General features: G+C 60.6%; 23 protein-coding genes. 11 read left to right on the top strand and 12 right to left on the bottom strand.

Features of this window, described 5'->3' with window-relative positions:
* Window positions 1–45: 45 nt before the first annotated feature.
* Together Mhypo_RS17905 and Mhypo_RS07935 are read right to left on the bottom strand one after the other, a co-directional pair.
* Complete coding sequence (locus tag Mhypo_RS17905; RefSeq protein WP_147075481.1) at window positions 46–528, bottom strand: hypothetical protein; 483 nt, start codon at window positions 526–528, stop codon at window positions 46–48.
* 244 nt (window positions 529–772) lie between these two features.
* Window positions 773–2,305, bottom strand: a complete 1,533-nt coding sequence (locus Mhypo_RS07935) for a S1 family peptidase (RefSeq protein ID WP_119340765.1) — start codon at window positions 2,303–2,305, stop codon at window positions 773–775.
* Window positions 2,306–2,507: 202 nt separating this feature from the next.
* On the opposite strand from Mhypo_RS07935, the gene Mhypo_RS07930 reads away from it, so the two are divergent.
* Both Mhypo_RS07930 and Mhypo_RS07925 read left to right on the top strand, forming a co-directional pair.
* Window positions 2,508–3,014, top strand: coding sequence for a hypothetical protein (locus Mhypo_RS07930; RefSeq protein WP_147075479.1), 507 nt, complete (start codon window positions 2,508–2,510; stop codon window positions 3,012–3,014).
* 212 nt (window positions 3,015–3,226) lie between these two features.
* Complete coding sequence (locus tag Mhypo_RS07925; RefSeq protein ID WP_119340763.1) at window positions 3,227–4,069, top strand: isoprenyl transferase; 843 nt, start codon at window positions 3,227–3,229, stop codon at window positions 4,067–4,069.
* 9 nt (window positions 4,070–4,078) lie between these two features.
* On the opposite strand, the gene Mhypo_RS07920 is transcribed toward Mhypo_RS07925, so the two are convergent.
* The 3 genes from Mhypo_RS07920 to Mhypo_RS07910 are packed head-to-tail and all read right to left on the bottom strand — an operon-like array spanning window position 4,079 to window position 7,863.
* Complete coding sequence (locus Mhypo_RS07920) at window positions 4,079–5,281, bottom strand: MgtC/SapB family protein (RefSeq protein WP_119340762.1); 1,203 nt, start codon at window positions 5,279–5,281, stop codon at window positions 4,079–4,081.
* Between the two features lie 46 nt (window positions 5,282–5,327).
* The gene (locus tag Mhypo_RS07915) at window positions 5,328–7,223 is read right to left on the bottom strand and encodes a GAF domain-containing protein (protein WP_119340761.1); all 1,896 of its coding nucleotides are present in this window, start codon (window positions 7,221–7,223) and stop codon (window positions 5,328–5,330) included.
* A complete protein-coding gene (locus Mhypo_RS07910) occupies window positions 7,210–7,863 on the bottom strand; it encodes a response regulator (protein ID WP_119340760.1) in 654 nt (217 codons plus the stop codon). The genes Mhypo_RS07915 and Mhypo_RS07910 overlap by 14 nt, the downstream gene beginning before the upstream one ends.
* Before the next feature lie 154 nt (window positions 7,864–8,017).
* Here Mhypo_RS07910 and Mhypo_RS07905 point away from each other — a divergent pair, with 154 nt between their 5' ends.
* On the top strand, window positions 8,018–9,292 hold the full coding sequence (locus Mhypo_RS07905) for an ATP-dependent 6-phosphofructokinase (RefSeq protein WP_206074902.1): 1,275 nt from the start codon (window positions 8,018–8,020) through the stop codon (window positions 9,290–9,292).
* A 42-nt stretch (window positions 9,293–9,334) separates the two neighbouring features.
* Here the strand turns inward: Mhypo_RS07905 and Mhypo_RS07900 are convergent, their stop codons facing one another.
* The 4 genes from Mhypo_RS07900 to Mhypo_RS07885 are packed head-to-tail and all read right to left on the bottom strand — an operon-like array spanning window position 9,335 to window position 10,837.
* Window positions 9,335–9,658 (bottom strand): DMT family transporter, encoded by a 324-nt coding sequence (locus Mhypo_RS07900; protein WP_119340758.1) that lies wholly within the window; start codon window positions 9,656–9,658, stop codon window positions 9,335–9,337.
* A complete protein-coding gene (locus Mhypo_RS07895; protein ID WP_119340757.1) occupies window positions 9,655–10,008 on the bottom strand; it encodes a DMT family transporter in 354 nt (117 codons plus the stop codon). Before Mhypo_RS07895 ends, Mhypo_RS07900 begins: the two co-directional genes overlap by 4 nt.
* Window positions 10,008–10,328, bottom strand: a complete 321-nt coding sequence (locus tag Mhypo_RS07890) for a DMT family transporter (RefSeq protein ID WP_119340756.1) — start codon at window positions 10,326–10,328, stop codon at window positions 10,008–10,010. The genes Mhypo_RS07895 and Mhypo_RS07890 overlap by 1 nt, the downstream gene beginning before the upstream one ends.
* Window positions 10,328–10,837 (bottom strand): TetR/AcrR family transcriptional regulator, encoded by a 510-nt coding sequence (locus tag Mhypo_RS07885; RefSeq protein ID WP_119340755.1) that lies wholly within the window; start codon window positions 10,835–10,837, stop codon window positions 10,328–10,330. The genes Mhypo_RS07890 and Mhypo_RS07885 overlap by 1 nt, the downstream gene beginning before the upstream one ends.
* Before the next feature lie 191 nt (window positions 10,838–11,028).
* On the opposite strand from Mhypo_RS07885, the gene Mhypo_RS07880 reads away from it, so the two are divergent.
* The 6 genes from Mhypo_RS07880 (at window position 11,029) to Mhypo_RS07855 (ending at window position 17,958) form a co-directional block, all read left to right on the top strand.
* The gene (locus Mhypo_RS07880) at window positions 11,029–11,679 is read left to right on the top strand and encodes a response regulator (protein ID WP_119340754.1); all 651 of its coding nucleotides are present in this window, start codon (window positions 11,029–11,031) and stop codon (window positions 11,677–11,679) included.
* Window positions 11,680–11,892: 213 nt separating this feature from the next.
* Window positions 11,893–12,927, top strand: coding sequence for a M20/M25/M40 family metallo-hydrolase (locus tag Mhypo_RS07875; RefSeq protein WP_119340753.1), 1,035 nt, complete (start codon window positions 11,893–11,895; stop codon window positions 12,925–12,927).
* A gap of 49 nt (window positions 12,928–12,976) precedes the next feature.
* A complete protein-coding gene (locus Mhypo_RS07870; protein ID WP_119340752.1) occupies window positions 12,977–13,177 on the top strand; it encodes a hypothetical protein in 201 nt (66 codons plus the stop codon).
* 54 nt (window positions 13,178–13,231) lie between these two features.
* On the top strand, window positions 13,232–14,065 hold the full coding sequence (locus Mhypo_RS07865; protein ID WP_240637162.1) for a hypothetical protein: 834 nt from the start codon (window positions 13,232–13,234) through the stop codon (window positions 14,063–14,065).
* A gap of 158 nt (window positions 14,066–14,223) precedes the next feature.
* On the top strand, window positions 14,224–15,948 hold the full coding sequence (locus Mhypo_RS07860; RefSeq protein ID WP_119340750.1) for an ABC transporter ATP-binding protein: 1,725 nt from the start codon (window positions 14,224–14,226) through the stop codon (window positions 15,946–15,948).
* Between the two features lie 81 nt (window positions 15,949–16,029).
* Window positions 16,030–17,958 carry an ABC transporter ATP-binding protein gene (locus Mhypo_RS07855; RefSeq protein WP_119340749.1) on the top strand — a complete coding sequence of 643 codons (1,929 nt, stop codon included), beginning with the start codon at window positions 16,030–16,032 and terminating at the stop codon, window positions 17,956–17,958.
* 22 nt (window positions 17,959–17,980) lie between these two features.
* Here the strand turns inward: Mhypo_RS07855 and Mhypo_RS07850 are convergent, their stop codons facing one another.
* The 3 genes from Mhypo_RS07850 to Mhypo_RS07840 all read right to left on the bottom strand — a co-directional run bounded on the left by Mhypo_RS07850 (window position 17,981) and on the right by Mhypo_RS07840 (window position 22,615).
* Entirely contained in the window at window positions 17,981–20,659 is a 2,679-nt protein-coding gene (locus tag Mhypo_RS07850; protein ID WP_240637161.1) for a hypothetical protein, read from the bottom strand.
* A gap of 294 nt (window positions 20,660–20,953) precedes the next feature.
* Window positions 20,954–21,676, bottom strand: a complete 723-nt coding sequence (locus tag Mhypo_RS07845) for a sugar isomerase domain-containing protein (protein WP_119340747.1) — start codon at window positions 21,674–21,676, stop codon at window positions 20,954–20,956.
* Window positions 21,677–21,907: 231 nt separating this feature from the next.
* A complete protein-coding gene (locus Mhypo_RS07840; RefSeq protein ID WP_119340746.1) occupies window positions 21,908–22,615 on the bottom strand; it encodes a gamma-glutamyl-gamma-aminobutyrate hydrolase family protein in 708 nt (235 codons plus the stop codon).
* Between Mhypo_RS07840 and lysA the strand changes: the two genes are divergently transcribed.
* Together lysA and arsC are read left to right on the top strand one after the other, a co-directional pair.
* On the top strand, window positions 22,614–23,789 hold the full coding sequence (gene lysA / locus Mhypo_RS07835; RefSeq protein ID WP_420845999.1) for a diaminopimelate decarboxylase: 1,176 nt from the start codon (window positions 22,614–22,616) through the stop codon (window positions 23,787–23,789). The genes Mhypo_RS07840 and lysA overlap by 2 nt on opposite strands.
* A gap of 160 nt (window positions 23,790–23,949) precedes the next feature.
* On the top strand, window positions 23,950–24,297 hold the full coding sequence (gene arsC / locus Mhypo_RS07830; protein ID WP_170148247.1) for an arsenate reductase (glutaredoxin): 348 nt from the start codon (window positions 23,950–23,952) through the stop codon (window positions 24,295–24,297).
* The last annotated feature ends 32 nt before the right edge of the window (window positions 24,298–24,329 follow it).

The following is a 24,329-nucleotide window of genomic DNA, read 5'->3' as shown; positions in this document are numbered from 1 at the left end:
GCCTAAGAAGAAGCAATTCAGAAACCCTCATAAGATAAGGCCGGATTATTGCTTGTAGCATTTCAATCTAGCCAATGCATCTGCTAGACCTGATACTCGGAATTGATACGTAAACGCCTCATTTTCGAGAAATCCAAATCGAACTGCGAAAATATTTTTTGTACCCAAGACGGCTTGGGTAAACATTTTATGATCCGAGTTATTGATAAAAACCGCTCGCCTATTGGTAGACAAACTACCAACTATCACTGCTGCCGCACCTTTATCACTTCTGAAAAACAACCGATTTGAATTACTATCTAGTATTTCTCCAGCAAATACCAACACCTCTAAACGATCTCCTCTACACCGCCAAACCAACGTTGCATTTGGTTGTGCTGCTAACTCAGAGATGACCACGGAAGAACGGTCTTCGTCAGTCATAACATCCTGTCGTTCAACAAATCTGGCATCTCCAAAAACTTGAGGCTGTTCTTGCGCAAAACCAAGCATAAAGACAAGAGAAATAGGTATGATCAACTTTTTCATGAGCTACTCCTCCAGAAGATCAACTACAGGAACCTATGGTTGAATGCCCTAAAACTTACTTCGCTAACCTCCACGTACCCAAAGCACCTCAAACTGTGAATTCGTTTGGGTATTGCATTCTGGATTGATTCGTCAGCTTGGGACTGCCTAGCAACTGCATCCGGTTACCACATAGTTAGGGCCGCTCGATAAACATTAAGGAGTCTGATTTGGCTCTCTGGCTTCTTCAGTTAGCCTGCATTCGCTAGCGGCTCAGGGTAGCAGTACAGGTCCCCACATCCTTGAGGTCGCTAATCTGACCGTTGGCATCGGTGCGGAAGGTCTGGAGGGTTCCCTTGAGACTGGCCGCATTGCCCTGCTGCTCGAAGTGGCAGCGGAACCAGGCACGGTGGCTATCTGCCCCGCTGGGAACGGTCATGTCGAGGAAAGCAGCTCCGCTGCGGCTCATGTAGAAGTAAGCCACCATTGAGAAGTTATTGCCGAAGACCGCAGTTCCCTTGGGGTCGCCATCGCTGTCGCGCTCGGAGAGGGTCACGATTCCGGCGTCCTCGAGATCTTTACCCGTCACACTGAGCTGCCAGCGCTGCCCCACGGCCAGCCTGGGGGGCCAGGCGGCCTGGGGTTGCTGGGGCTGCACCGGCTGTACAGCCTGGGCGCCTCGCTGGCTGGCCACACAGGTACCAATTTCTTCGGCATCGGAGTTGGCATCCTTGAACACGAACAGCTTGCCCTGGATGACCCCGCTCACGTTTTGAGGGTCGAAGCGGCAGCGGGCCAGCGGATACCGGTCGCCAATGTTCAGGCGCAGGATATTGTCTTGCAGGAAAAACAAGGCCTCGGTGCGGCGGCTGCCCAGGCTGGCAGTCGCCTCAAAGTCGCCGTCTGCATCCTTCTGGCCCACCACCACCGACCACTCGCCCGTCCACTGGCCGCCCTGAATCCGCACCTGCCAGGTCTGGCCGGTGCCAAGGGCCGGGGGCCAGGCGGTGCTGGTGGCTGTCTGCGGCTGGGGTTGGGGGTTGGACACAGCGGGGGCCCGGTTAACCAACCCCGCCACATTGGGGCCAATCAGACCCCAGGCCAGGGCCAAAGGGCGCATAAAGGCGGTGCGGGAGTTGCCCTGCCCCGACAACCCACGGGTGTGGATACCGATGAGTTCGCCATCCTGGTTGAAAATGCCGCCCCCCGAGTTGCCGGGGCCGGTCTGGGCATCGTGCTTGATCCACTGCTTGCCACCGCTCACCATGTCTTCACCGGTAAAACCGCCCACCACGCCGGTAGAAATGGTAATGGTGTTACCGCCGGTGCCCTGAAAGCCAAACACATAGATGGGGTCACCCACAATCAGCTTATTGGAGTCGCCAATGGGAACCGCCGGAAAGGTGACATTCCCGATGGGCTGACCATTAGAAGTGCGGGTGATGCGCAAAATGGCCAGATCGAGGTTGGGGTCGCTGGCCACCACATCGGCCTGGTAGCGTACCTCCGGCGGCTGATCCACAAAGCGAATGGTACCCACGAAAAGGCGTGGGGCAATGCGCCGGTTCTCCAGGTCGCCGATCACGTGGTAGTTGGTCAGGATGAAGCCCTGGGGGCTAATCAGTGTCCCCGAACCCACACTAGCGGTGTTGGTGCCGGTGGGGTAGGTGATGAACACTGTGGCGGCAATAATGCGCTCACGTACATCGCGTGGCAGGGTTTGGGCCAGGGCTGTCCCCCCCATCCCCCAGACCAGCAAACAAAACAAGCTTAAGAGACCCAAACCCCTAGGTTTCATAGTCAACCTCCACGGTTTAACGCATGCATTGCGTTGTAACTCCGAATATAGAGGATCTTAAGCCCAAACCCGGTTCATTTGCACCACCAATACACGCCAAGTCCTCCCGAAGCAGTTTGCACAAGCCACCCAGCTCTGCAAAGTCAAGGCGCCTCCACAGAACTTTCATAACCCTCAGGCTGGGTTCTGTTTACCTGGGGGCATGACCAGACTATGGGTAATGGGACTGATGTTGGCAGCCTTGGCCCTGGCGCAAGCCGGGCTTACCCCGGCCACCGGCGGCAGTTTCCGGCTTCAGGTGCGCGGATTGGATCTGGGCAGGTTACCCGCCAAACCCCAAATTCGGGTGACCGGGGACGCATTCAAGGACTCGGCTCGAGTGAGCCTGCACTTTTTTGCCGACCCCAACAGCAATCCACCCCCCTACGCGCCACGTATTCTTTCGGTTGACCTCAAAGGGCCGCTCAAACAGGGCCAGACCTACCGCATAGGCGATCCCCTGAACTCCCAGGTGCGGGGCACCCTGAGCTACGTGGATGACCGCAACCCCAACAACCGCAAGAGTTGGGGCGGCAGCGGGAACGTGACCATCACCACCCTCACCCCTACCAGCCTCACCTTGCAGGGCAACAGCATCCAGATGAAGAGCCCCAAACACGGCAGCTTCGTGCTGAGCTTTGTGTTCAAGGTAGATCGTCTGCGTCGCTGAACACTTTTTGCTGCACAACCAGGGGCTTTGCCGGTTTTCCGAAATTCTCGTCCAGGTCATATTTTTTGGTCAAAATCCCGGTAGCGTCCCCATCCGCCAAAGCCAGCCGCTCAGGGTCAGGCAGCGTGGCAAACGATCAAGGCCTTGGCTTCGCCCAACTTGCACACCTTATCTACAGACTTCCCGCTAAGATAGATAGGTTGAGGTGGCCCATGGCGGCAACATCCCCTGTGCGCGTTCCCAAAGGTTCGATTCGACAACAACTGGTACAGCTCTTTGGTGCCTTGCTCAAGCCGCTTTACTGGTGGTACGAAAAACGGATCGAGGCCGAGGTGCGCCGGGGCCAGGCGCCCAAGCACCTGGGGATGATTCTGGACGGCAACCGGCGTTTTGCCAGGGAGCTGGGCCTGGAGGGACATCAGGGTCACGAATTTGGGGTACAGAAAGCCTATGAAGTGCTCGAGTGGTGCCTCGAGCTCAAAATTCCTACCGTGACCATCTGGGTCTTTTCCACCGACAACTTTAACCGCAGCCAGACCGAGGTCGAGACCCTCATGCAGCTCTTTGTTCAGGAAGCGAAGCGAATGGCCCAAGACCCCCGCATCCACGCCAACGAGGTGCGGGTCAAGGTAATTGGCCGGCACGACCGCTTCCCACCCAAGGTGCTGGAGGCCCTGGAAGAGCTAGAAAAAGCCACCGAGCACCACAGCGGAATGCTCCTCAATATCGCCATGGGCTATGGGGGGCGGGAAGAAATTGTGGATGCCGTCAAGAGCCTGCTGCTCGAGGCCGCCCAGACCGGCAAATCACCGGAAGAGCTGGCCGCCGAGCTGGACATGGAACACATCTCCGAGCGGCTCTACACCGCGGGTGTACCCGACCCCGACTTCATTATTCGCACCTCGGGCGAAATTCGGCTCTCGGGCTTTTTGCTGTGGCAGGCCGCCTACAGCGAGTACTACTTCTTCGACGCCTTCTGGCCTGCCTTCCGCAAGGTGGACTTCCTGAGGGCAGTGCGCGACTACCAGAAACGGGAGCGGCGTTTTGGGAAGTGAAGCAAGCGTTTAGCGACCCAGCATCGTCAGCAAAGCCAACAATCCACCCGGCAACAGCCCCAGGGCCACGTAAACCCCCAGCCGCCCGGCGCCAAACGACAGCATGGTTTTGAACAGGGTGTTGCTCAAAGCCGCAATCAGGATGGCGATGGCCGCGACCTGCAAGATCAGCTGTTCGCTGGCCGTCAGGCGCGCCAGCGAAAGCGAGATGGCGTCCACATCGGCCACACCCGAGAGGGCGCTCACCACAAACACCCCCGCACTCCCGAAGACCTCGAGGCCCACCCTGGTCAGCAGCTTGACCAGCGCATAAACCCCGGCAAAAAGCAAAGCACTCTGAAGTTGCAAGGGGTTTTGCACGGGTATGCTTTCCGACACATTCCGGTCGCGCCGGGCCAGCCAGGCCGCCGTCAGCAAGCCCCACAGCAGCCACACCGCAATCGGCAACCAGAGTATCTGCAAAAGGGCCGGAGCGGTGGCGCTCCAGACCAGAATCCGCCCCAGCATCATCTGCGAGGCCAGCACAGCCCCGCTGGCCCACAGCGGGTTGCGGCTTGGGTTAGCCCGTCCCTGGGCCACCATCGAAAGGGTAACGGCCGTGGACGAAACCAGGCCGCCCATCAAGGCCGCTGCCCACAGGCCTTTGGAACCCAGCAAGCGCAAGGCCAGATAGCCCACAAAGTTGACCCCGGCCACCAGCAGGACCACCTGCCAGATTTCCCGGGGGTTCCAGACCCCATAGGGGCCATAGTTGGCATCGGGAAGCAGTGGGTAGACCACCCCCAGCAGCAAGGCCAGCAAGACCGCCGCCTCCACTTCGCTGCGCTGAATCCCCCCTGCAAAAGCATGGAGTTCGTCGTGAAAAGCCAGGAACCCCAGCAGCAAGGCCCCGGCAAACAGGGCCGGCAGCACGGTGCCCAGGCCGCACAACACCCCCAGCACGTATACGGTCAGGGCGGCTACCTGGCTGGTGGCATCGCGGCTATTTCTGAGCGAGTACACCGCCAGTCCGGCCACCGCCAAAAGACCTGCCGCCGGCAACCACAAATTCGGCCCAAGGGCGCTCACTCCGCCCAGCAATCCCAGCAGGGTGAAGGTACGTACCCCCCCGATGGCCGAGCCCTGGCGCTCCACTTTGGCCCGTTCGCGCTCGAGGCCCACCGCAAACCCAATCAGGGTGGCGGCCAGTAAATGCCACAGCAGCGTCTGCACATCATTACGCTACTCCTTTTGCCGCAGGACAAAGCCCCCACCCCCATCAACCCCCCGGAAGAGGCAGGTTTGCCCGCACCGTTGTACCGGCACCGGGGCTGCTGACAACCTCAAAGCGACCCCCCAGGCGCTCGATGCGCTCCCGCATGGAAACCAGACCCAGGTGGCCCGAATACTCGCGCTGGCTATCAAACCCCACCCCATCGTCGCAAATCTCGAGCTGTACCATACCGTTTGCCTGCTGCAAGCGCAGGTGCGCTTTGTGGGCTTTGGCGTGCTTGGCAATGTTGTTGAGGGCTTCCTGGGCCACGCGGTAGAGGGCTTCTTTGGCTTCCAGGCTCAGGGCGGGTTCGGGGCATAGACTGGCCTCGAGGCGAAGACCATGACGGGCCCTGGCCGCTGCGACCTGCTTGGACAGGGCTGCGACCAATCCCTCTTGCTTAAGCGACTCCGGGCGCAACTCGAAGATCAGGGCCCGCATCTCGGCGATGGCCCCCTCGGCCAGGTTCAACACGAAATCCAGCGCAGCGGGGGCCTGTTCGGGGTTGCGGGCCAGTTGGGTTTTGGCGGTGCGTACCCCCAGCACAATGCCGTAGATGGCCTGAGAAACCGAATCGTGCAGGTTGCGGGCCAGTTTCTGGCGCTCCTCGAGAGCCGCCTTGCCCTGGGCCTCGGCGTAGAGGCGGGCGTTGCGAATGGCCACGGCGGCCCGCCGGGCCAGCGAGGTAAAAGCCCGCTGCTCCTCGGGGCCCAGGGTGTGGGGAAGCAAGTTATTAATGCTAAAAACCCCAAACACCTCGCCATCGAGGCGTATGGGGATGTGCATGAAGGCCCGAATGCCCTCGGGGTCGGTCACGTGGCGGTCTACGCGTTCATCCTGGTAGGTGTCCTGTACCACCACCGTATCGCCGCTCTGGGCTGCGTAGGCCAGCAGGCCCCGCCCGGCGTACTCGCTCATGACCTGTACGAACTGCGAGGCAAACCCCCGCTGAGCGCGGGTGATGAGGTGCTGGTGGGTTTCATCCCAGATCAGGATGCAGCTTTTGTCGGCCCCCAGCAGATCCACGCACACATCTACCAGCGCCTGCAAGACCTGATCGAGCTCGAGGGAGGCATAGAGCTTTTCGTCGGCCTGGTAGAGGGCCTCGAGACGCTTATTTGCGAGGCGCACCTCCTCCACCATGTCCTGAGCCGTATCCCGCCCGTTCGCGTCCGTAGTGGGCGCCTCGAGACGCTTATTTGCGAGGCGCACCTCCTCCACCATGTCCTGAGCCGTATCCCGCCCGTTCGCGTCCGTAGTGGGCGCCTCGAGACGCTTATTTGCGAGGCGCACCTCCTCCACCATGTCCTGAGCCGTATCCCGCCCGTTCGCGTCCGTAGTGGGCGCCTCGAGACGCTTATTTGCGAGGCGCACCTCCTCCACCATGTCCTGAGCCGTATCCCGCCCGTTCGCGTCCGTAGTGGGCGCCTCGAGACGCTTATTTGCGAGGCGCACCTCCTCCACCATGTCCTGAGCCGTATCCCGCCCGTTCGCGTCCGTAGTGGGCGCCTCGTGGCGGCGCAGGGTCTGGGGTGAGGTGAGGTCGTGGACTATGACCGCTCCGTACAACTGGCCCTCAATCTCCAGATACAAGATGGAGCAGCGTACATACCGCCAGCTTCCGTCCTTTCGTACCAGGGCTATCTCGAAGAAGCCGGGCAGGGCGCTGCGGTTGTGCTGGATGCGCTCAACCACCCGTGTGCGGTAGGGCAGCGCAATCCAGTCCAGGATGTCCACGGCTTGCAGTTCCTCCAGGCTATAGCCCAGCAAGTCCTGGGCTGCCCGGTTGGCGTACACCAGCCTGCGCTCAGCGGAGGCAATCAGAATCGCGTCGCGGGTGGCCTCCAAAAACCCCGCCAGGGTTCGGGGGTCAAGCCTGAGCAGGAAGTCACTCGAGCCCAACCAGCCCCTCCCGAATAGCGAACAAAGCCGCCTGGGTGCGCGAAGACAGCCCCAGTTTGGACAGCAGGTTAGAAACGTGGGTCTTGACGGTCAGCTCGGACAGGTTGAGCTGCTGGGCGATGCGCTTGTTGGATAGCCCATGCGCAATCAAACGCAGGATTTCAGTCTCCCGGGGGGTGAGGGCCTCGCGCATCTCGGCGGTGCGCACTTCCTGGGCCAGCCGCTTCGCGGCCTCGGGGTGCAGCCGCACCTCCCCCCGGCCCGCTGCATGGATAGCTTCCACCAGTTCTTCGGGGTGGGTATCCTTGAGCAAATAACCCGTTGCCCCGGCGTGCATGGCTTCAACCACCAATTGGTCTTCCAATACGCTGGTCAGAGCAATTACCTCTACTTCGGGAAAGCGCGCCTTAATCTCGCGGGTCGCACGAACCCCATCCATCACCGGCATCAGCAAGTCCATCAACACCACGTCGGGGTGCAAAAGGGCCACCTTCTCCAGGGCCTCCTGCCCGTTTTCGGCCTCACCCACCACATAAAGCCCCTCATCGGTGGCCAGAAACATCCGCAACCCCTGGCGCACGACCGCATGGTCGTCTACCAGCAATACCCCCAGGCTTGCCTTTGGGCCGGGATGGCTCATAGTTTTAGGGTACACCGTGGTTGTCAGGCTCACCAGAGAAATATGTTTACTGCGTCAGAAACGAAAATTTCGCTTCTTTAGCGGAAGTCCACTGGCGGGTTGAGGGCTAAAGACCCTTGCCCTGAAACCCCAACCGACGGATAAGATGGCCTTTGTGCAAAACAGTACTCCCAACACCCAAATTCCCATCCTGGGCCCGGCCCGCTTTCAGAGCCCTCTGCAAAACCAGCGGGATGTATTTGTGGAGGACGGTAGCCGGGTGTTGCTGGCTTCCATGCTGGATGAGCTGCAAAATCCACCCGCTACCTTTGAGCTAGCGGGCCCCCGCCGCCAGATTTTTTTCAACCCTACCGAAATTGCCTGCGGAATCGTGACCTGTGGCGGGCTCTGCCCGGGCCTGAACGACGTGATTCGTTCGGTAGTGATGACCCTCAGCTACAGCTATGGGGTGAGGCGCATCTATGGGTTCCGCTATGGCTACGCCGGGCTGGCTGCCAGCCAGGGCATCGAGCCCCTGCTCCTGACCCCCGAGATGGTGCAGGACATCCACGACGACGGCGGCACCCTGCTGGGCTCCTCGAGGGGCCCCCAGGAACCCGCCGATATGATCGAGCGCTTGCAGCAACTGGGGGTACAAGTTCTGTTTGCAGTAGGCGGTGACGGTACCCTGCGCGGGGCCTCGGCCCTGGTTCAGGAGCTACAGAAGCGGAACCTGGCGATTAGCGTGATTGGCATCCCCAAAACCATTGACAACGACATCGAATGGATCGAACGCAGCTTTGGCGTGGCTACCGCGGTCGAGGAGGCCACCAGGGCGCTGGAAGCTGCCCACGCCGAGGCCCGTGGGGCCTACAACGGCATCGGGCTGGTCAAGCTGATGGGCCGCTACAGCGGCTTCATCACCGCCCACGCTACCTTAGCCAACGCCGATGTGAATTTCTGCCTGGTGCCCGAGGTGCCTTTTAGCCTGGCGGGTTTTCTGGCCGCTCTAGAAGAGCGCCTTCTGACCCGCCACCATGCGGTTATCGCCCTGGCCGAAGGCGCCGGCCAGGACTTGATCGAAGGAGAAGTAGCTACAGACGCCTCGGGCAACGTCAAGCTCAAGGACATCGGGCTTTTCCTCAAGGAGGCCATGGCTCGCTATTTCGACCAGAAAGGCCTGGAAGCCACCATCAAATACATTGACCCCAGCTACATCATCCGGAGCGTACCAGCCAACGCAGTGGACTCGGAGTATTGTCTGGCCCTGGGGCAACATGCTGTCCATGCCGGCATGAGCGGGCGCACCGACATGATGGTAGGCTACTGGAACCAGCACTTCACCCATGTGCCTATTTCGATGGCTACGCAAAAACGCAAGCAGATTGACCCTCAGAGCGAACTCTGGCAGCAGGTTTTAGGAGCTACCGGGCAGCCCAGAGGGATGTGACCTGGAAGACGACCTGCCCAACATGGCGGTGAAGGTCTGGAGTCAGGGCCTCGAGGCCAGGTTCAAAACCACCACCCCCACAATAATGAGCCCAATTCCCAGGGCAATCGGAAGGTTCATGGGCTCCTTGAGCACCAGCCAGCCCAATACCGCAATTAGCGCGGTGCCCAGCCCCGACCAGACCGCATAGGCGGTGTTGAGCGGAATGGTTTTGAGCGCCAGGCTCAGAAAGTAGAAGGCGCTGGCATAGCCCACCACTACCACTACAGAGGGCCCAAGCTTACTAAAGCCCTGCGTGGCCTTGAGACCGGTCGAACCGATCACTTCCGACACAATTGCCAGCAGCAGCAATACCCAGCCGTTCACGAAGCCTCCTTGACCTGTGTAGGTTTCCTTTCGTCTGGTGAGACCAGTTTGAGGCCGATAATCGAACCAATCAGCAGCACCAGAAAGACGATGCGGCCCACGGTGGCGGGATCGCCAAAAAAGAGAATCCCCACCAGCACGGTACCAAAGGCCCCAATACCCGTCCAGACAGCGTAGGCAGTGCCCAGGGGGATATGCTTGATAGCCACTACCAACAGCCCAAAGCTGATGGCTGCGCAGACGAAAAAGCCGATGGTGTAGGGCCAGTTGCTAAAGTTTTCCGAAAGCTTGAGGCTGGTAGCGAACCCCACCTCAAAGATTCCAGCGATGACCAGATAGACCCAGGCCACTACGCACCCCCGAATACCCGCAGCCCGATCACCGAAAGAATCAGGTTGGTGAGAAAAAACAGACGCCCCCGGTTCACCGGGTCTTTGAAGAAGAAAATGCCCACCAGCGCTGTGCCGAAAGCGCCTATCCCGGCCCAGACTGCGTAGGCAGTGCCAACCGGGATAGTCAACATAACGTGTGAGAGAATCTCCAGGCTCAAGAACGCAAAAACGCAAAACCCCAGGGTGGGCAGCGGTTTCTTGAAGCCATCGGAGAGCTTCATCAGGGTGGTAAAGGCCACCTCGAAAAGCCCGGATAAAATCAATAAGGCCCAGGCCATCAGCCACCTGCCAGTTCCAGCATTCGCTGCAAAACTTTTCGCTTATAGTCACCCTCTGGCACGCCCAACTTAAGGACATCGGTCATGAAGATGCCATCGGTGGCCAGGATTGCTACCATTACATCGGGGTTCTGAGGAATCCGGGCGTACCAGCGCTGCCAGCGTTCACGCACGACTTCCAGCAAACTAGGGTTCAGGGCCAGGGCCGCCAGCATGCCCAACAGCAGGCCCCGCGAGCCATCGTAGGAGCCGAGCTTGACATAGGCCTCGGCAAAAGGCAGACCGCTGGCTCGCAGGCTCTCTTCAAAAGTATCCAGCTGATATTCCAACAACCCCTGCACCAGTGCATCTTTGCTTGGGAAATGGTAGAGCAGCCCCCCTTTGCTGACCCCAGCTCCCCTTGCTACCGCATCCAGCGTTAGGGCCATCGCGCCTTCCTGCCGTATCACCTCCGCAGCGGCCTGTAAAATCCGCGTCCTGGCTTCTATGGTTGGGTACTTAATCTCCATACCGATACCCGCAACATACTGTACCGTCTGGACGGTATAAACGTCAAGTCAGAGAAGCTCGAGTGGGTATGCACTCAACTGGAATTTGCACTAGAAGATGTGACCCACAAGCCTCTGCTTCCGGTTTCCTTGCTCCATATTGCTTATTTTCGCTCGATAAAACCCTGGCTCAGGCGATACAATACGCTGTAATGATTCGCATCCTACTTGCCGACGACCACGCACTGTTTCGCCAGGGGCTCAAAAGCCTGCTGGAGGCCGAACCCGACTTCAAGGTCATGGGCGAGGCCAAAGATGGGCGCGAGGCCCTGCGCCACGCCCTCGAGGCCCACCCCGACATCATCCTGATGGACATCCAGATGCCTGGCCTAGATGGCGTCCAGGCCACCCAGGAAATCCTCAAGGAATGGCCTCAAGCCAAAGTCATCATGCTCACCATGTACCGCCAGGACGGCTATGTCTTCGAGGCTGTCAAGGCAGGGGCACGGGGCTACATGCTCAAGGACGCCGACGCCAAGGAACTCCTGGAGGCCATCCGCCGGGTTTATCAGGGCGAGGTCTTGCTCGATGCCGAGATGGCCGAGCAAATCATCCAGGACTTCAAGGCCAAACAGGAGACCACCACCAAAGAGCACGCCGAGCTATCGGAGCGAGAGGTGCAAATTTTGCGCCTGGTAGCCCAGGGCTACACCAACCTCGAGATTGCTTCCGAACTCTCGCTCTCCGAAAAAACTGTGCGCAACCGCCTGTCCGACATCTTCCAGAAGCTCCACCTGAACAACCGCACCCAGGCCGCCCTCTACGCCCTGCGCGAAGGCCTGGCGGAAAAGAGCGACGAATAGTAAGCCCAGGAATGGTCAGGAACCCCGAGTGGTGCTTTTGCGCCTTAGTCAGCAACTACCAAAAGCCCAGAGCCGAAGGCCCGCGCCTCTTTGGACGCCGCTTGTTACAAATGACCTGAAACATGCGACAGCTCCCCTGCACCCTGGCGGTGCTGCATTGGGGGTTACGCCCCCACTGCATAGCCAGCCCAAAGCCTGTATCATCAAAGCCCGATGAGCGACCTTGCCACCAAAACCACGCTTGATCCCATAATGCTGCTGGGAGAAATTGCCGAAATTGGCGGCGATGGGCCCCGTGGGGCCTGGGTTGCCCAGCAACTACAGGCCCAGGGGTTGGAATCCCGTACAGATGAACTGGGCAATGTCTGGGCCGGCAGCGGCCCGACCTTGTTGGTCGCCCATATTGACACCGTGCTGACCCCTACAGTTCTGCGGCGGGAGAAAAACCGCTGGTATGGCCCGGCGGTGGGCGACAACTCGTCGGGGGTGGCGGTCTTGATGGCCCTGGCGGGCGAACTGGTGGCCCTGGGCTGCACGGTGGCTTTTAGTGTGGGCGAGGAGGGGCTGGGTAATCTGCGCGGGGCCCGGCATCTGGTCAAGCACTTGCAACCCCAGCAGATGATCGGGGTGGATGGGTATCTACCTGGCATTGTGAGCCGTTCGGCGGGTTCACACCGGATGCGGGCCCGTTTTTTGGGGCCGGGGGGCCATGCCTGGGGCGACCGCGAGGCCCCCTCGCCGGTGCCTGCGCTGGGACAGGCCCTGGCCCAGATGTACGCCCTCGAGCGCCCCAGCCATACCAGCTTGAATGTGGGCAAGTTGTGGGGTGGTGAAGCCATCAATGCAATCCCACAGGAGGTAGGTTTCGAGCTTGATCTGCGGGCACTGGAAGCCCCGGTTCTGGCCCAGAAAACCGCCCAGGTACTAGAAATTTTGATGGAGGCAGCCCGACGGTTCAATGTGCGTCTGGAGTTTGAGGTGCTGGGCGAGCGCCCGGCCGGTAGTACAGCCACCCCGGCCATGCTGGAAGCAGCCCGCAAGGCTTTTATGGAAGTAGGCCTCGAGGCCCAGTTCACCGCCGGTTCTACCGATGCCTCGGCGGGCGTGGAGGCGGGTATCCCGGCCATCACACTGAGCGTGTATCGTGGGGGCGGTGCTCATACCCCCGAAGAATGGGTCGAACCCGAGTCGCTGCGCCAGGGCGTTCTGGCCCTCCGCAGCTTTGTGTGGCAGCTCCTGCAAACATAACGGTCTTGTAACGGTGGCTTTGCTACCCTCGGTTGCATACGAGGGCGCTATGTCGAAGACCCGAACCTATTTATTGCAACTCTGGCAAGACCCGTACGGCCTGTGGGCGGTACTCAAGGACGAGGCTCAAGGGCAACTTCACCAGTTTGAGAGCCTCGAGGCCCTAACCCAGTTTCTTTCGCAAATCGGAGATGATGCCCCGCTCGAGCCCCCTGGCACCCCGAAAGAAGTAGCGCTGGGTCTGGAGTAGCGAGAACCCCCAAACAACATTCACCCCGATGTGCGATAGGATAGTCCGGTGCGTGTGGGTGTTTTGAATAGCTGGCTTGCCAACCGCTACCTGCCTTTCTGGGAAGCATACTTGCGAGCGCTCGAGGTGGAGATTGTTCGAGCTGAGGAGGAGGCCATAAACCTTCCCTTTCCGCCACCGATTCGGCGCTTGCTGAGCCAAATCTTTAGCCTAAAGAGCCAGGGGGTGGACTTCTTATTACTGCCCGATACCCAGCTAGGCCAGGAGGCCCAGAAGGGCAGCTCCTCTCCCTGGTTGGTGGGCCTGGATGCGACCCTCGAGCAGCTCGTACCAGGACTCCCCCCGGTACTGGTGGTTCCCGCCGAGCTTTCACCGGAGGTGGCCGGTCTGGCGGCGGAAATCGGACAGAACCTGACCCAGAACCCCATGCTGGCAAGGCGGGCCCTGGAGCGCACCAAGCACCTGCTCAACGCCTCTTATTCACCGCCCAAACAGTCCGGAACCCATCCGATTGGGTTAATTGCCCAGCCCATGCTGCTCTGTGACACGCATTGGCTGACCGCCCTGAAGGCTGGGCTGGCCGCACACGGGCTGAGCCTGTTCCTGGCCGACAAAGCCCCGGCCAAACTTCGCCAGGAAGGGGCCCACCTGGAGCTTGGTCTGGAGCTGCCCACCGACCTCGAGGCCGCCGGCATGCACCGCTACCTCTCGAGGCTGGGCAAGGTGGAGGGGCTGCTCTACGTGCACGATGCCGAATACCTGCCCCTGCCCACCCCGCTTCGCAAGTTGCTCAAAAAAGCCCCCCCTCCCAAGCCCTGGCGGATAGTGGGTCTAGATGCCGCCTGGGGCCAGGTGGCCTTCGAACTGGCTAAAGACTTGAAGGTTTGATACCCTATACTTTTGTGCCTTGCATTGGTGCATAAATAGGCCAAAGCTTACGCTCAACACACCCTGGGAGGAATAAAGTGGTCAAGATGCAACCGCCGGATCAAGCGCAACCGCACCCCAGAACTGACCGGTCAGTATTCGGCCCCCTCCGGGCGTTGATGCCTTACCTGCGGCGCTATGGGCCCCAATACTTGTGGGGCATGCTGGCCGGCATTGCCTCGGTGGGTGTGGCGGCCCTTTCACCTTACTTCCTGCGCCATGCCATCGACGCTATCCGGGCCGGGGAGGCTTACCTGGTCTGGGTCTGGGCCATTCTGGGGGCCGCCGTGGCCTCGGCTTTTTTCTCCTGGGCCAACCGCCAACTGCTGGTGGTGGCCAGCCGCTACATCGAACACGACCTGCGCATGGACCTGTTCAAGAAAGCCCTTTCGCTGGATAGCTATTTCTACGGCAAAAACCGCATTGGCGACCTGATGAACAAGTTCACCACCGACCTGGGCGCGGTGCGCGAGATGCTGGGGGGCGGCATCAACATGGGCAGCCGCCTGCTGATGTTTGTGGTGTTTGCCATAGTCTCCATGTATCTGGTCAGCGTCCCGCTGGCCCTGGCGCTTTCGCTGGTCTTCCCCGTCATTTTTGTCGTCATGTACTACGTTCTACGCCTGATTGACCAGCGCTACCGCGAGAGTCAGGAGTCCTTCGATAAAATTTCTACCCGCGCCCAGGAGAACTTTTCCGGCATTCGGGTGGTTAAGGGCTTTGCCCTGGAAGAGCGCGAGCTAAAGTCGTTCCAGGCCCTCAACAAGGACTACATCGCCAAAAGCCTGGCCCTGACCCGTGTGGACGGCCCGGTACGGGCCCTGATGGGCCTCCTGATGGGCTTTGCCGCCCTGATTGTGCTGTGGATGGGCGGTGGAATGGTCATCCGGGGCGAGATGACCGCCGGCCAGTTTGTGCAGTTCAACGCTTACCTGATGATGCTGGGCTGGCCAATTGTAGGGCTCGGCTGGACGCTGACCATCTTCCAGCGGGGCTCGACGAGCTACAAGCGGCTCGAGGAGTTCTGGCACGAGCCGGCCCGAATTGCCGACCCACCGAATTCCCTTCTCCCGAACGGGGCGAAGGGGGTGGCTGATGGCTTTTTGCGAGGGGAGGTCAAGTTCGAGGAGGTGAGCCTCGAGCTCGGGGGGCGCAAGGTGCTGGATGGCATCACCCTGACCATCCCAGAGGGCACCACCCTGGGCATTACCGGACGCACCGGCAGCGGCAAGACCCTTTTGGTGAGCCTGATTCCCCGCCTCCTGGATCCCACTGCGGGCCGGGTGCTGGTGGGGGGCTACGACGTCAAGGAATTGCCCCTCGCTACCCTGCGGCGGGCTATCGGGATGGTGCCACAGGAGCCCTTTCTCTTCTCCGACACCCTATTGGAGAACATCTGCTTTGGGCTACCCGAGGCAGACCCACAGCGGGCCGAGTGGGCCGCCAAGCTGGCCGGGGTGCACGACGACATCGTGGGATTTCCCAAGGGCTACCACACCTCGCTGGGCGAGCGCGGCGTTACCCTTTCGGGCGGGCAGCGCCAGCGCACCGCCCTGGCCCGCGCCCTGGCGCTCAGGCCGCCCATCCTGATTCTGGACGATGCCATGAGTGCCGTGGACACCGAAACCGAGTCGCGGATTCTCTCTGGCCTCAAGAGTATGCTGGGCCAGCAGACCACCCTCCTGATCGGTCATCGCACCTCGACCCTGCAATATGCCGACTGGATTGTGGTCCTGGATCACGGCAAAATCGCCGAAGAGGGCACCCATGAAATGCTGCTGACCACCGGGGGCATCTATGCCGAACTCGATCGCATTCAACGCCTGCAAGCGGAGGTGGATTAGCGCCCATCGCCTGTAGCGGATAGCTCATAGGCGATATAAAGCTACCAGCCATCAGCCACTAGCCATCAGCCGCGGAGCCTTATGCACGAAGAAGAAGCCTTTAAGAAAAGTTTTGATGCCAAGCTGGCCCGGCGCATTCTGGTCTATGTGCGGCCCTACTGGAAACAAGTGGGGCTGGCCTTGCTGGCCCTGGTGGTGAGCACCCTTACGGCGGCCTCTACCCCGCTGTTTCTCAAATACGCCATAGACAACGCCATCGTGCCGCGCGAGGTGCTGCCCCTGGCTCAGCGCTACGAAACCCTGCTCCTGATTTGCTCGCTATTTCTGGCGGTACGGGTGGTGGACTTCATTGCCAACTACGCCCAGACCTACCTGATTAGCTGGGTGGGGCAGCACATCCTCTACGACCTACGCTCGGAAATCTTCGCCAAGCTCCAGCGCCTGCACCTGGGCTACTACGACCGCAACCCAGTAGGCCGCCTGATGACCCGCATTACCTCCGATGTGGACGCCATCAACCAGTTCATTACCGGCGGGTTGGTGGGACTCATTGCCGACTTCGCCCTTATTGTGGGCCTGATGACCTTTATGCTGGTGCTGGACTGGCGGCTGGCGCTGGTGGCTTTTGCCATCATGCCCTTTTTCCTGGCCGTGACCACCTGGATCCGCAACGGTATGCGCGAGGCTTACCGGGCCATGCGGCTCCGGCTGGCCAAGGTGAATGCCTCGCTTCAGGAAAACCTGGCCGGGGTTCAGACCACCCAGCTTTTTTTGCGGGAACCGAAAAACGAGTCCCAGTTCAACCTGCTCTCGAGCGACCTCCGCAGGGCGTGGGTGGACATCATCAAGTGGTTTGCTCTGTTTTTTCCGCTGGTGGGCTTTATGGGGGAAATCACCGTGGCCTTGGTGCTGTGGTACGGGGGCGGACAGGTGGTGCAGCAGGCCATAACCCTTGGTCTGCTGGTGGCATTCACCGATTACGTGCGCCAGCTCTTCCAACCCCTGCAAGACCTCTCCGACAAGTTCAACATCTTCCAGGCAGCCATGGCTTCAGCGGAGCGCATTTTTGGACTCCTGGATACCGAAGAAGAAGTGGCCGATAAGCCCAGCGCCCAGCAGGTCGAGCGCTTTAGAGGCCAGATTGACTTCGAAAACGTATGGTTTGCCTACGGCAAGCGCGGGGAGGCTAAACCCGACGGAACGCTAGGCGGGGAGGCCAAACCCGACGGAACCATGAGCAGATCGATAAAAGCAGAGGGTAGGGATACCAGGCCTGGGCCCTCAGCCCTTACCCCTGAGCCCAAAGACGACTGGGACTGGGTGCTACGGGGGGTAAGCTTCCGGGTGCGGCCCGGCGAGAAGATTGCCCTGGTAGGGGCTACCGGCGCGGGCAAGACCAGCGTGATTAGCCTGATTGCTCGCTTCTACGATGTGCAGCAGGGGGCCGTAAAGATTGACGGGGTAGATGTGCGCGAGTATGCCCAGCGCGACCTGCGCCGCGCGATTGGCATTGTGCTGCAAGACCCTTTCTTGTTTAGCGGTACGATTGAGTCCAACCTGAGGTTGGGAGACGACCGTATTACACTCGAGCGCATTAAGGAGGTATGCGCCTTTGTTGGGGCCGACGAGTTCATCGAGCGACTGCCCCAGGGCTACCAGACCGTGCTGCACGAGCGGGGGGGTGGGCTTTCCACCGGACAAAAGCAACTGCTGGCGCTGGCCAGGGCCATCCTGCACAACCCCGATATTCTGCTGATTCTGGACGAAGCCACCGCCAACGTAGACTCCGAGACCGAGCAGAAGATTCAGGCAGCGCTCTACCGGGTGATGGAGGGGCGCACCTCGATTGTGATCGCCCACCGCCTCTCGACCATCCGCCATGTGGACCGGATTCTGGTCTTCCGCAAGGGCAAGCTGCTGGAAGAAGGAAGCCACGACGAACTACTGCGAAAAGGCGGCTACTACGCCAAGCTGTACGAGCTTCAGTACGTGCACGGCAGCGGCGAATAAAGCGGTCTTTGCAAATGTGCTCTTATAGCGCTTCGAGTGCGTCGCGCTGGCGCTCGATGAGCGCCAGCAAGCGTGAGAGCAAAGCTTTTTCGGCCAGGATCACCAGCCCTTTTTGCTTTAGGGGCACCAGCACCAGCACCCACTGGGGCAGAGAAATTACCGAGAGCTGAGCAGACTGCCCAGCCAGCTCGTTGGCGAGGTTCAAGAGATCGTCGAAGACCATCTGGGCGCTGCTGGAAGCAAATGGCAGGCTTCCGGTCACCACCTGGCCCGCCTCGATGAGGGCGATGGCCTCCACACCCCGGATCTGAAACTGGGCCAGCACTTCGGCCTGGGTAGATGGGACAGAAACAGAAGCCTGTGGTTGGGGTGATGGGGTGGCTTCGGGTGGAGCAGGTTTGGGGGGTTCGGGCTTTGGAGGGGTGCTCAGTTGGGTGGGGGACTCGAACACATCCAGCAAGGACTCGAGGTCGGCCCCTTTAAGCTCCTGAAGTACGCTTTGGGCTGCTGCGTGTTCCTGTGCGAGTTGGGCCTCCAGGCGTTCAGCCTCTTCCAGGGCCCGGCGCACCTCGAGCAGGCCGCTCACCCCCAGGCGGGGCAGCCGCTCGGCGGCCGAGAGTAAGAAATCGCACAACGGCTTGATGCGAAAAGCTGTTTCGCCACCCACGCTTTTGTGGGTGTTGTAGGCCTCCAGGAGCGCACCAATGCGCCCCCCCAGCTCAGCCCGCAGGGTTTCCTGGGCGCGGCGCAGGCGGCCCAGCAAAGCGTGAATTTCGGTCAGGTCTGGCAGCTCGCCGGCCTGGAGGTAGGCCCGGGCCTGGGCCACCTTGTCCTCGAGTTCTTCACCCCCCAGACCCCTCATGCTGCGGGCCGCCATCTCGTAGCGCGAGAGCTCGTCGGCCATCGCGGCCCGGCGGGCAGCGATCAGCTCGCCCAGAGCCCGCTCCAGGGGGGTGGGGTCGGCGATGCGGCCCTGGGCAAGAGCCTCGCGGGTGGCCTGCAAGGGCTGCTTGAGCTCGATCAGGGACTCCTTGAGGGTCTGCTCGAGGTCGCGAATGCGCGCCTCAAGAGCATCCAGCTTGCTCGCCACCAGCCCCCTGGCTTTGTCCACCAGTTGCCCCACGGCCCGCTCGAGTTCGCCCAGGCTCCCGGCACCCTGATCAATCTGCTGGATGAGGCGCTGCTTATCCAGATCGAGGATCTCGAGGGTGGGCAGGGCCTGCACTGTAGCCCTTAGTCCCATGCGCTTGAGACTTTCCTCTTCGCGCTCGCGGGCCAGTTGGGACAGCAGTTCGGAGAGTTCCTGGCGCAAGGTCTGGAGCGAGGACTCGGAGATATCCACACCCGTCAGGGCCATCATGAAAGACTCCACCAGCGGGTGCCCCCGGAAGGGCGAGAGGGCGTGTTCGGCCTCGGTGCGCAGGGTGGCCAGGGCATGCTCGAGACGGGCCTGGCGCTCGCGGACCTCGCGGCTGGCTTTTTCTTCGGCCTCGAGGCCGGCCATGGCCCGCTCAAGCTCCGGTAGTTCCTGCGGTATCCCACCGGCGTGCAAGGTTTCCAGCACCACCGCCAGCCGGGCTTGCACCGGAGCGGTTTTTTCGGGGGGCAGCTCGAGGCGGCCCAGCCGGTCGGCCAGCCATTCGTAGCGCACCCGCGCTTCGGCCAGGGCCTCTGCATGGGTGGCCTTGAGCAGTTCGCCAAAAGCCCCCAGGCGCTCTCCCAGGGGGTTTCCGGCCTGTAATTCGGCCTGCAGGGTGGCCAGTTCGCTGGCAATTTTGGGGATGCTCAGCACCGCTGCGTAGCGCTCCTTGAAAGCCTCCAGGTGCCGGGTATCCTCGGCTACGTCAATCTCGCGGATGCGCGACTGCTGCTCGGCGGTCAGGGCGTCGAAGTCGAGGTCGAGCACCAGGGCTTCATCGTCGAAGCCATCCGGCGCTTCCTCCACCAGGGCGGGTGCTTCGATGGTGGGGTCTTTGAGCACCACCTGGGGCTCGGTGGGGCGATCCACTGCCGGAATATCTTCGATGGTGTCCAGGGTAATGGCCGTCTCGCTGGTGGGGTTTTGCACCACCGACGATTCGACCAGCTTGCGCATATCGGCAGCCAGTGCCCGGGCCCGCTCAACTTCGGCGGAGGCCAGGGTTTCCTGGGCGTGGGCCTCCTGAATCTGGCGAATCAGGCTTTCCAGGCGGCGCAACTTGGGGCCACCCACGCTCTGCACCCGCTGCAAGGCCATCTCGAGGTCGGTCAGGTCGCGGGTCTGGCGCAGCAGGGCCGATTGGAGCTTTTCCTCCAGCGCCGCCAACACCTCCTGCCCTTCACGCAGCAAAGCCCGCACCGCCGAGGCCTCGGGGTCTTGCTTGATCACATTAATCAGACCGCGCAAGCGCCCTACCTCGGGCCAGTCCAGGTACAGGCTGAAGCGCTTGAGGCCGGCCTCGAGGTCGGCCAGTACACCTTTGGCATGGGCCGATAGCTTGTCCGCGCCCGCGTTAGCGCCGTTCACTCCGCCAATGCCCAGTTCCCTGAGCATCTCTTCAATGCGGCTGCGGGCCGCGTTGGGGCTCATTTTGGTCTGAAGCTCGCGGTAGACCAGGCGTTTGAGAATAACCTCGGCCTGGGATGCATCGAGCTTGTCCGGGCTGATGCCCAGCCGACGCACCCCCTCTTCCAACACCATACGGGTGCGTTCCCCAAGCATGGGTTCAAGGGATCTACTGAGAGTCTGATACAACGACAAGCCCTGACCTCCGGATAAAACCATAGGATACCCGCACTAAATCTAGTGTATATCGCACAAAAAAATAGGGTGGTTCAAAACGACATTAAGAAACCCTCACAGCCGGGTTAAGATTCCTTCAACTTTCATCGTTTACATCTTTCTGCACGCAAGCGATCCTGAGGGTGGCTCTCATGGAAGTATGAGAGCCGCTATCAGCATGGTTAAGCACAGGGTTGTGTTCAGTGCGAATAAACCGCTCTGGCTTAACCCGGCTCACAGGTGCCGTACTCTGCCCTTGAAGTGTGCAACCCAACGGGCATTGTGGTCTTCGGCCCCCGGCATGTTGCTGCTGCGGTAGGCCGGAATGGGCAGCCCTCGGCGGTGGAGTATTTGCGCGGCCTCACACCAGACTGCATTCAGGATAAACGCACCCGCCACCGTCGAGACCGGGCCCACCACTTCGCCGCCGATTTCCACCAGGGCATCGCCAGCAGGGCCGTGGTTGTCCAGCACCAGGTCGGCTATTTCGAACATGGGCGATTGCTTCATCTGGGCATACTGACGGCTCAAAAGCGCAATGACCCTGGCTCCCCTGGCTTTGGCCGCCTGGGCCACCTCCAGCACCACCGCGTTGGCGGCGCTGTTGGAAATGGCAATCAGCACATCCCCTGGCTCGATGGGGTAGCGCTCTGCAATGATCGAACCATAGCCAACCGTCCGCTCCAGGAGGGTTCCGGCCAGCGCCCCTACCTGAAAAGTGGCGCCTGGCTCGATCATCAGGCTTACCGAAGCCAGCCCACCGGCCCGGTGGAACATCTCCGAGGCCAGCATATGGGAGTGTCCGGTGCCAAAGGTATAAATCAGGCGGTCTTCCGCCACCGCATTGGCAATCCAGGTCGCAGCCGTGCGCAAGGCGGGGGCCTCCTGCTCGAGGACGGTTTGTAACAGGGCCAAAACCGCAGAGGAATACTGCTCCAGGCTCATTGGCTCGAGCATACTCCCTGGCCTATGTCTGGAGAACAAATTCGGCAAAAAGCAGTGTGCTTGGGTGGCCCATTACCCTGGACTCTTGCCCCCCCGGGAGACCTTACCCGCACTGTGATGCTGTCCAATGCACGGGTAGCTTGTTTTGCGGTTCGTTTTGAAGCACATTGATTGCCCAAAATTGCGATGTGCGGCTCATTTGGAGGGACCGTAGTGCATACTGTTTTTCCGGTTACCAGACCACTAGCCGACAGGTTGCCCGGCGGCAGCCTCCACCAGCGCACGGAAAATACCCCACTGCTCTGGGAGCAGCTCGGGGTGCCACTGCACCCCCAGGTAGAAGGGGTGGCCCTCCAGGGCTACTGCTTCCACAATGCCATCGGGCGCAGTGGCGACCGGACGTAGCCCTGGGGCCAGATCTTTGAGGGCTTGGTGGTGGTACGAGTTCACCCGAAAACGGGGCTCAAATAGCTTGTTCAGGGGGCTCTGGCCAGTCTGTTCGACGCTGTGGCCCAACACCGGCGGCTCGGCTTTCTGGTAGTGTTGCACGCTACGGAAACCCTGGGCGGGCAGATCCTGGTAGAGGCTACCCCCCAGGGCTACATTCATCACCTGTACCCCCCGGCAAACCCCCAGGGTGGGGATGCCGTGCTGGGCGGTGTAGCGGGCCACAAACAGCTCTATGGCATCGCGCTCCAGGCTCACCTCGCCCATCTCCGGAATGGGCTCTTCGCCAAAGTGAGCGGGGTCTACATCTACCCCACCGGGCAGCAAGACCCCATCGAGCTTGTGCAGTAGGGCAGGCAGCCTATCGCTGGCCTGGGGGGGAAGGATTACAATGCTCGCACCCTGGCTTTCCAGAGCCCGTACGTACGGCTCGAGCAGGCCCCAGATTCTGGTTCGAAAAAGACCTTCTGTGCTGCGCGATTGAGGGGTCACACCGATGAGCATGTCCCAATCCTACACCGCCCTGCGACCTGAGTTTAGAGAAGCCCTCAAGGAAGCGGCCCGCCTCTTCCCCACCCCTTTTTATGCCTACGACCTGCAGGTCATTCTGGAGCGGCTGGAGCGGCTGCAAAAAGCCTTTCCGGGTGCTGAAATTTTCTATGCCATGAAGGCCAACCCCCGCCTGGGCCTGCTACGGCGGCTGCTGGAGCGGGGGGCTTTTGTGGAGGCCGTAAGCCTGGGCGAGGTCTACCGGGCGTACAAGGCCGGCTTCCAGCGCAACGAGGTGTTGCTGAATGGGCCGGTCAAGACCCCGGCCATGCTCGAGGAGCTCAACCGAATCGGCATCCCCATTCTGGGCCTCGATTCTCTGGCTGACCTGCGACGGGCCATCAAGATGCTGCCCAAGGCCAAGGTTCTCTTGCGGGTCAACCCCGACCTGCCCATCGCCACCCACGACCATCTGGCCACCGGGCGCGGCGAGAGCAAGTTCGGCATCCTGCCCGAAGAGGTAGGGGCTGCCCTAGAGCAAGCCCGCCACAGCCACCTGGAAGTGCTGGGCCTGCACATTCACCTGGGGTCGGCCCTCGAGCACCCCGAAGACTACTCGGCGGGCTACCGGGTGATGGATGAGCTTTACCGTACCCACGGCCCTTTTCAAGTGATGAACCTAGGGGGTGGTTTTGGGCTGGGCCTCGACCTGGGCAAGGTAGGAACACAGGCTATCTCACTGGCCCGCAAGCATAGCGCCGAGCTATGGCTGGAGCCGGGCCGTTACCTGGTTGCCGAGGCTGGGGTGCTGGTCACGCGCTGCTGGGGCGTCAAGCGCACCCGGCGCAACTATCTGCTCATTGACGCGGGCATGAGTCAGTTGATCCGGCCCATGCTTTATGGTGCCATTCACCCGGTGGAACCGCTCTACAAAAACCCCCTCAAAGAAACCTACGACCTGGCAGGCCCGGCCTGCGAGTCGGGGGATGTGCTGGCGCGGGATATCACCCTGCCCGAACCCCAGGAGGGCGACTTGCTGGCCATCCTGCAAGGGGGGGCCTACGCCAGCAGCATGAGCAGCAACTACCTCGACACCCCGCGCCCCGCCGAGTTGCTGTGGACCGGTCAAAACTGGGAAGTTATCCGCCGTCAGCAAACCTGGGAAGCGCTCTTGGAAGACGAGCTGTAATACTAAGCACGACCACACGAGCAGGTTCTTCTTTTTTCCTGGATAAAGCCATCACCCCCAAAGCTTTCTGCAAGAACGCCCAGGAAGAGGTGACGCGCCCGGCATCGCATCTTTGCTCTGCCCCGCTTTTTTCTGACATTTCATAGCTATGATAGGGGTCATGAGCAAAATCACCATCTGGCACCACACTTCCTGTGGTTCCTCCAGGGGCGCCCTCGAGTATCTCAAGTCCAAAGGCCTCGAGCCCGAAATTTACCTCTACATAAAAGAAAAACCCGGCAGGACTGAACTCGAGTCCATACTGAAACAGTTGAACATGAAGCCCTCGGAATTGCTGCGTCCAGGCGAGAAAAAGGGCGAGGAGCTAGGCCTTTACGAAGGGGCCTCGGAAGAGGCCATTCTGCAAGCCATGAGCGAGCACCCCATCCTGATTCAGCGTCCCATCGTGATTACCGAAAAAGGTGCAGTGCTGGCGCGGCCCAAAAACAAGATTGACGCTATTCTCTAGCTTGGAACCCCGCACTTTTGGGCTCTACAACT

Source organism: Meiothermus hypogaeus, assembly GCF_003574035.1.
Lineage (GTDB): Bacteria > Deinococcota > Deinococci > Deinococcales > Thermaceae > Meiothermus > Meiothermus hypogaeus.
This window is presented reverse-complemented; position numbering and strand designations above follow the sequence as displayed.

Coding starts and splice junctions, on each gene's coding strand:
- Mhypo_RS07880 (WP_119340754.1), top strand. CDS start 11,029: ATGATTCGCATCCTACTTGCCGACGACCACGCACTGTTTCGCCAGGGG.
- Mhypo_RS07855 (WP_119340749.1), top strand. CDS start 16,030: ATGCACGAAGAAGAAGCCTTTAAGAAAAGTTTTGATGCCAAGCTGGCC.
- Mhypo_RS07860 (WP_119340750.1), top strand. CDS start 14,224: ATGCCTTACCTGCGGCGCTATGGGCCCCAATACTTGTGGGGCATGCTG.
- Mhypo_RS07840 (WP_119340746.1), bottom strand. CDS start 22,615: ATGCTCATCGGTGTGACCCCTCAATCGCGCAGCACAGAAGGTCTTTTT.
- lysA (WP_420845999.1), top strand. CDS start 22,614: ATGTCCCAATCCTACACCGCCCTGCGACCTGAGTTTAGAGAAGCCCTC.
- Mhypo_RS07925 (WP_119340763.1), top strand. CDS start 3,227: ATGGCGGCAACATCCCCTGTGCGCGTTCCCAAAGGTTCGATTCGACAA.
- Mhypo_RS07875 (WP_119340753.1), top strand. CDS start 11,893: ATGAGCGACCTTGCCACCAAAACCACGCTTGATCCCATAATGCTGCTG.
- Mhypo_RS07850 (WP_240637161.1), bottom strand. CDS start 20,659: ATGCTTGGGGAACGCACCCGTATGGTGTTGGAAGAGGGGGTGCGTCGG.
- Mhypo_RS07910 (WP_119340760.1), bottom strand. CDS start 7,863: ATGAGCCATCCCGGCCCAAAGGCAAGCCTGGGGGTATTGCTGGTAGAC.
- Mhypo_RS07845 (WP_119340747.1), bottom strand. CDS start 21,676: ATGCTCGAGCCAATGAGCCTGGAGCAGTATTCCTCTGCGGTTTTGGCC.
- Mhypo_RS17905 (WP_147075481.1), bottom strand. CDS start 528: ATGAAAAAGTTGATCATACCTATTTCTCTTGTCTTTATGCTTGGTTTT.
- Mhypo_RS07870 (WP_119340752.1), top strand. CDS start 12,977: ATGTCGAAGACCCGAACCTATTTATTGCAACTCTGGCAAGACCCGTAC.
- Mhypo_RS07890 (WP_119340756.1), bottom strand. CDS start 10,328: ATGGCCTGGGCCTTATTGATTTTATCCGGGCTTTTCGAGGTGGCCTTT.
- arsC (WP_170148247.1), top strand. CDS start 23,950: ATGAGCAAAATCACCATCTGGCACCACACTTCCTGTGGTTCCTCCAGG.
- Mhypo_RS07930 (WP_147075479.1), top strand. CDS start 2,508: ATGACCAGACTATGGGTAATGGGACTGATGTTGGCAGCCTTGGCCCTG.
- Mhypo_RS07935 (WP_119340765.1), bottom strand. CDS start 2,305: ATGAAACCTAGGGGTTTGGGTCTCTTAAGCTTGTTTTGTTTGCTGGTC.
- Mhypo_RS07885 (WP_119340755.1), bottom strand. CDS start 10,837: ATGGAGATTAAGTACCCAACCATAGAAGCCAGGACGCGGATTTTACAG.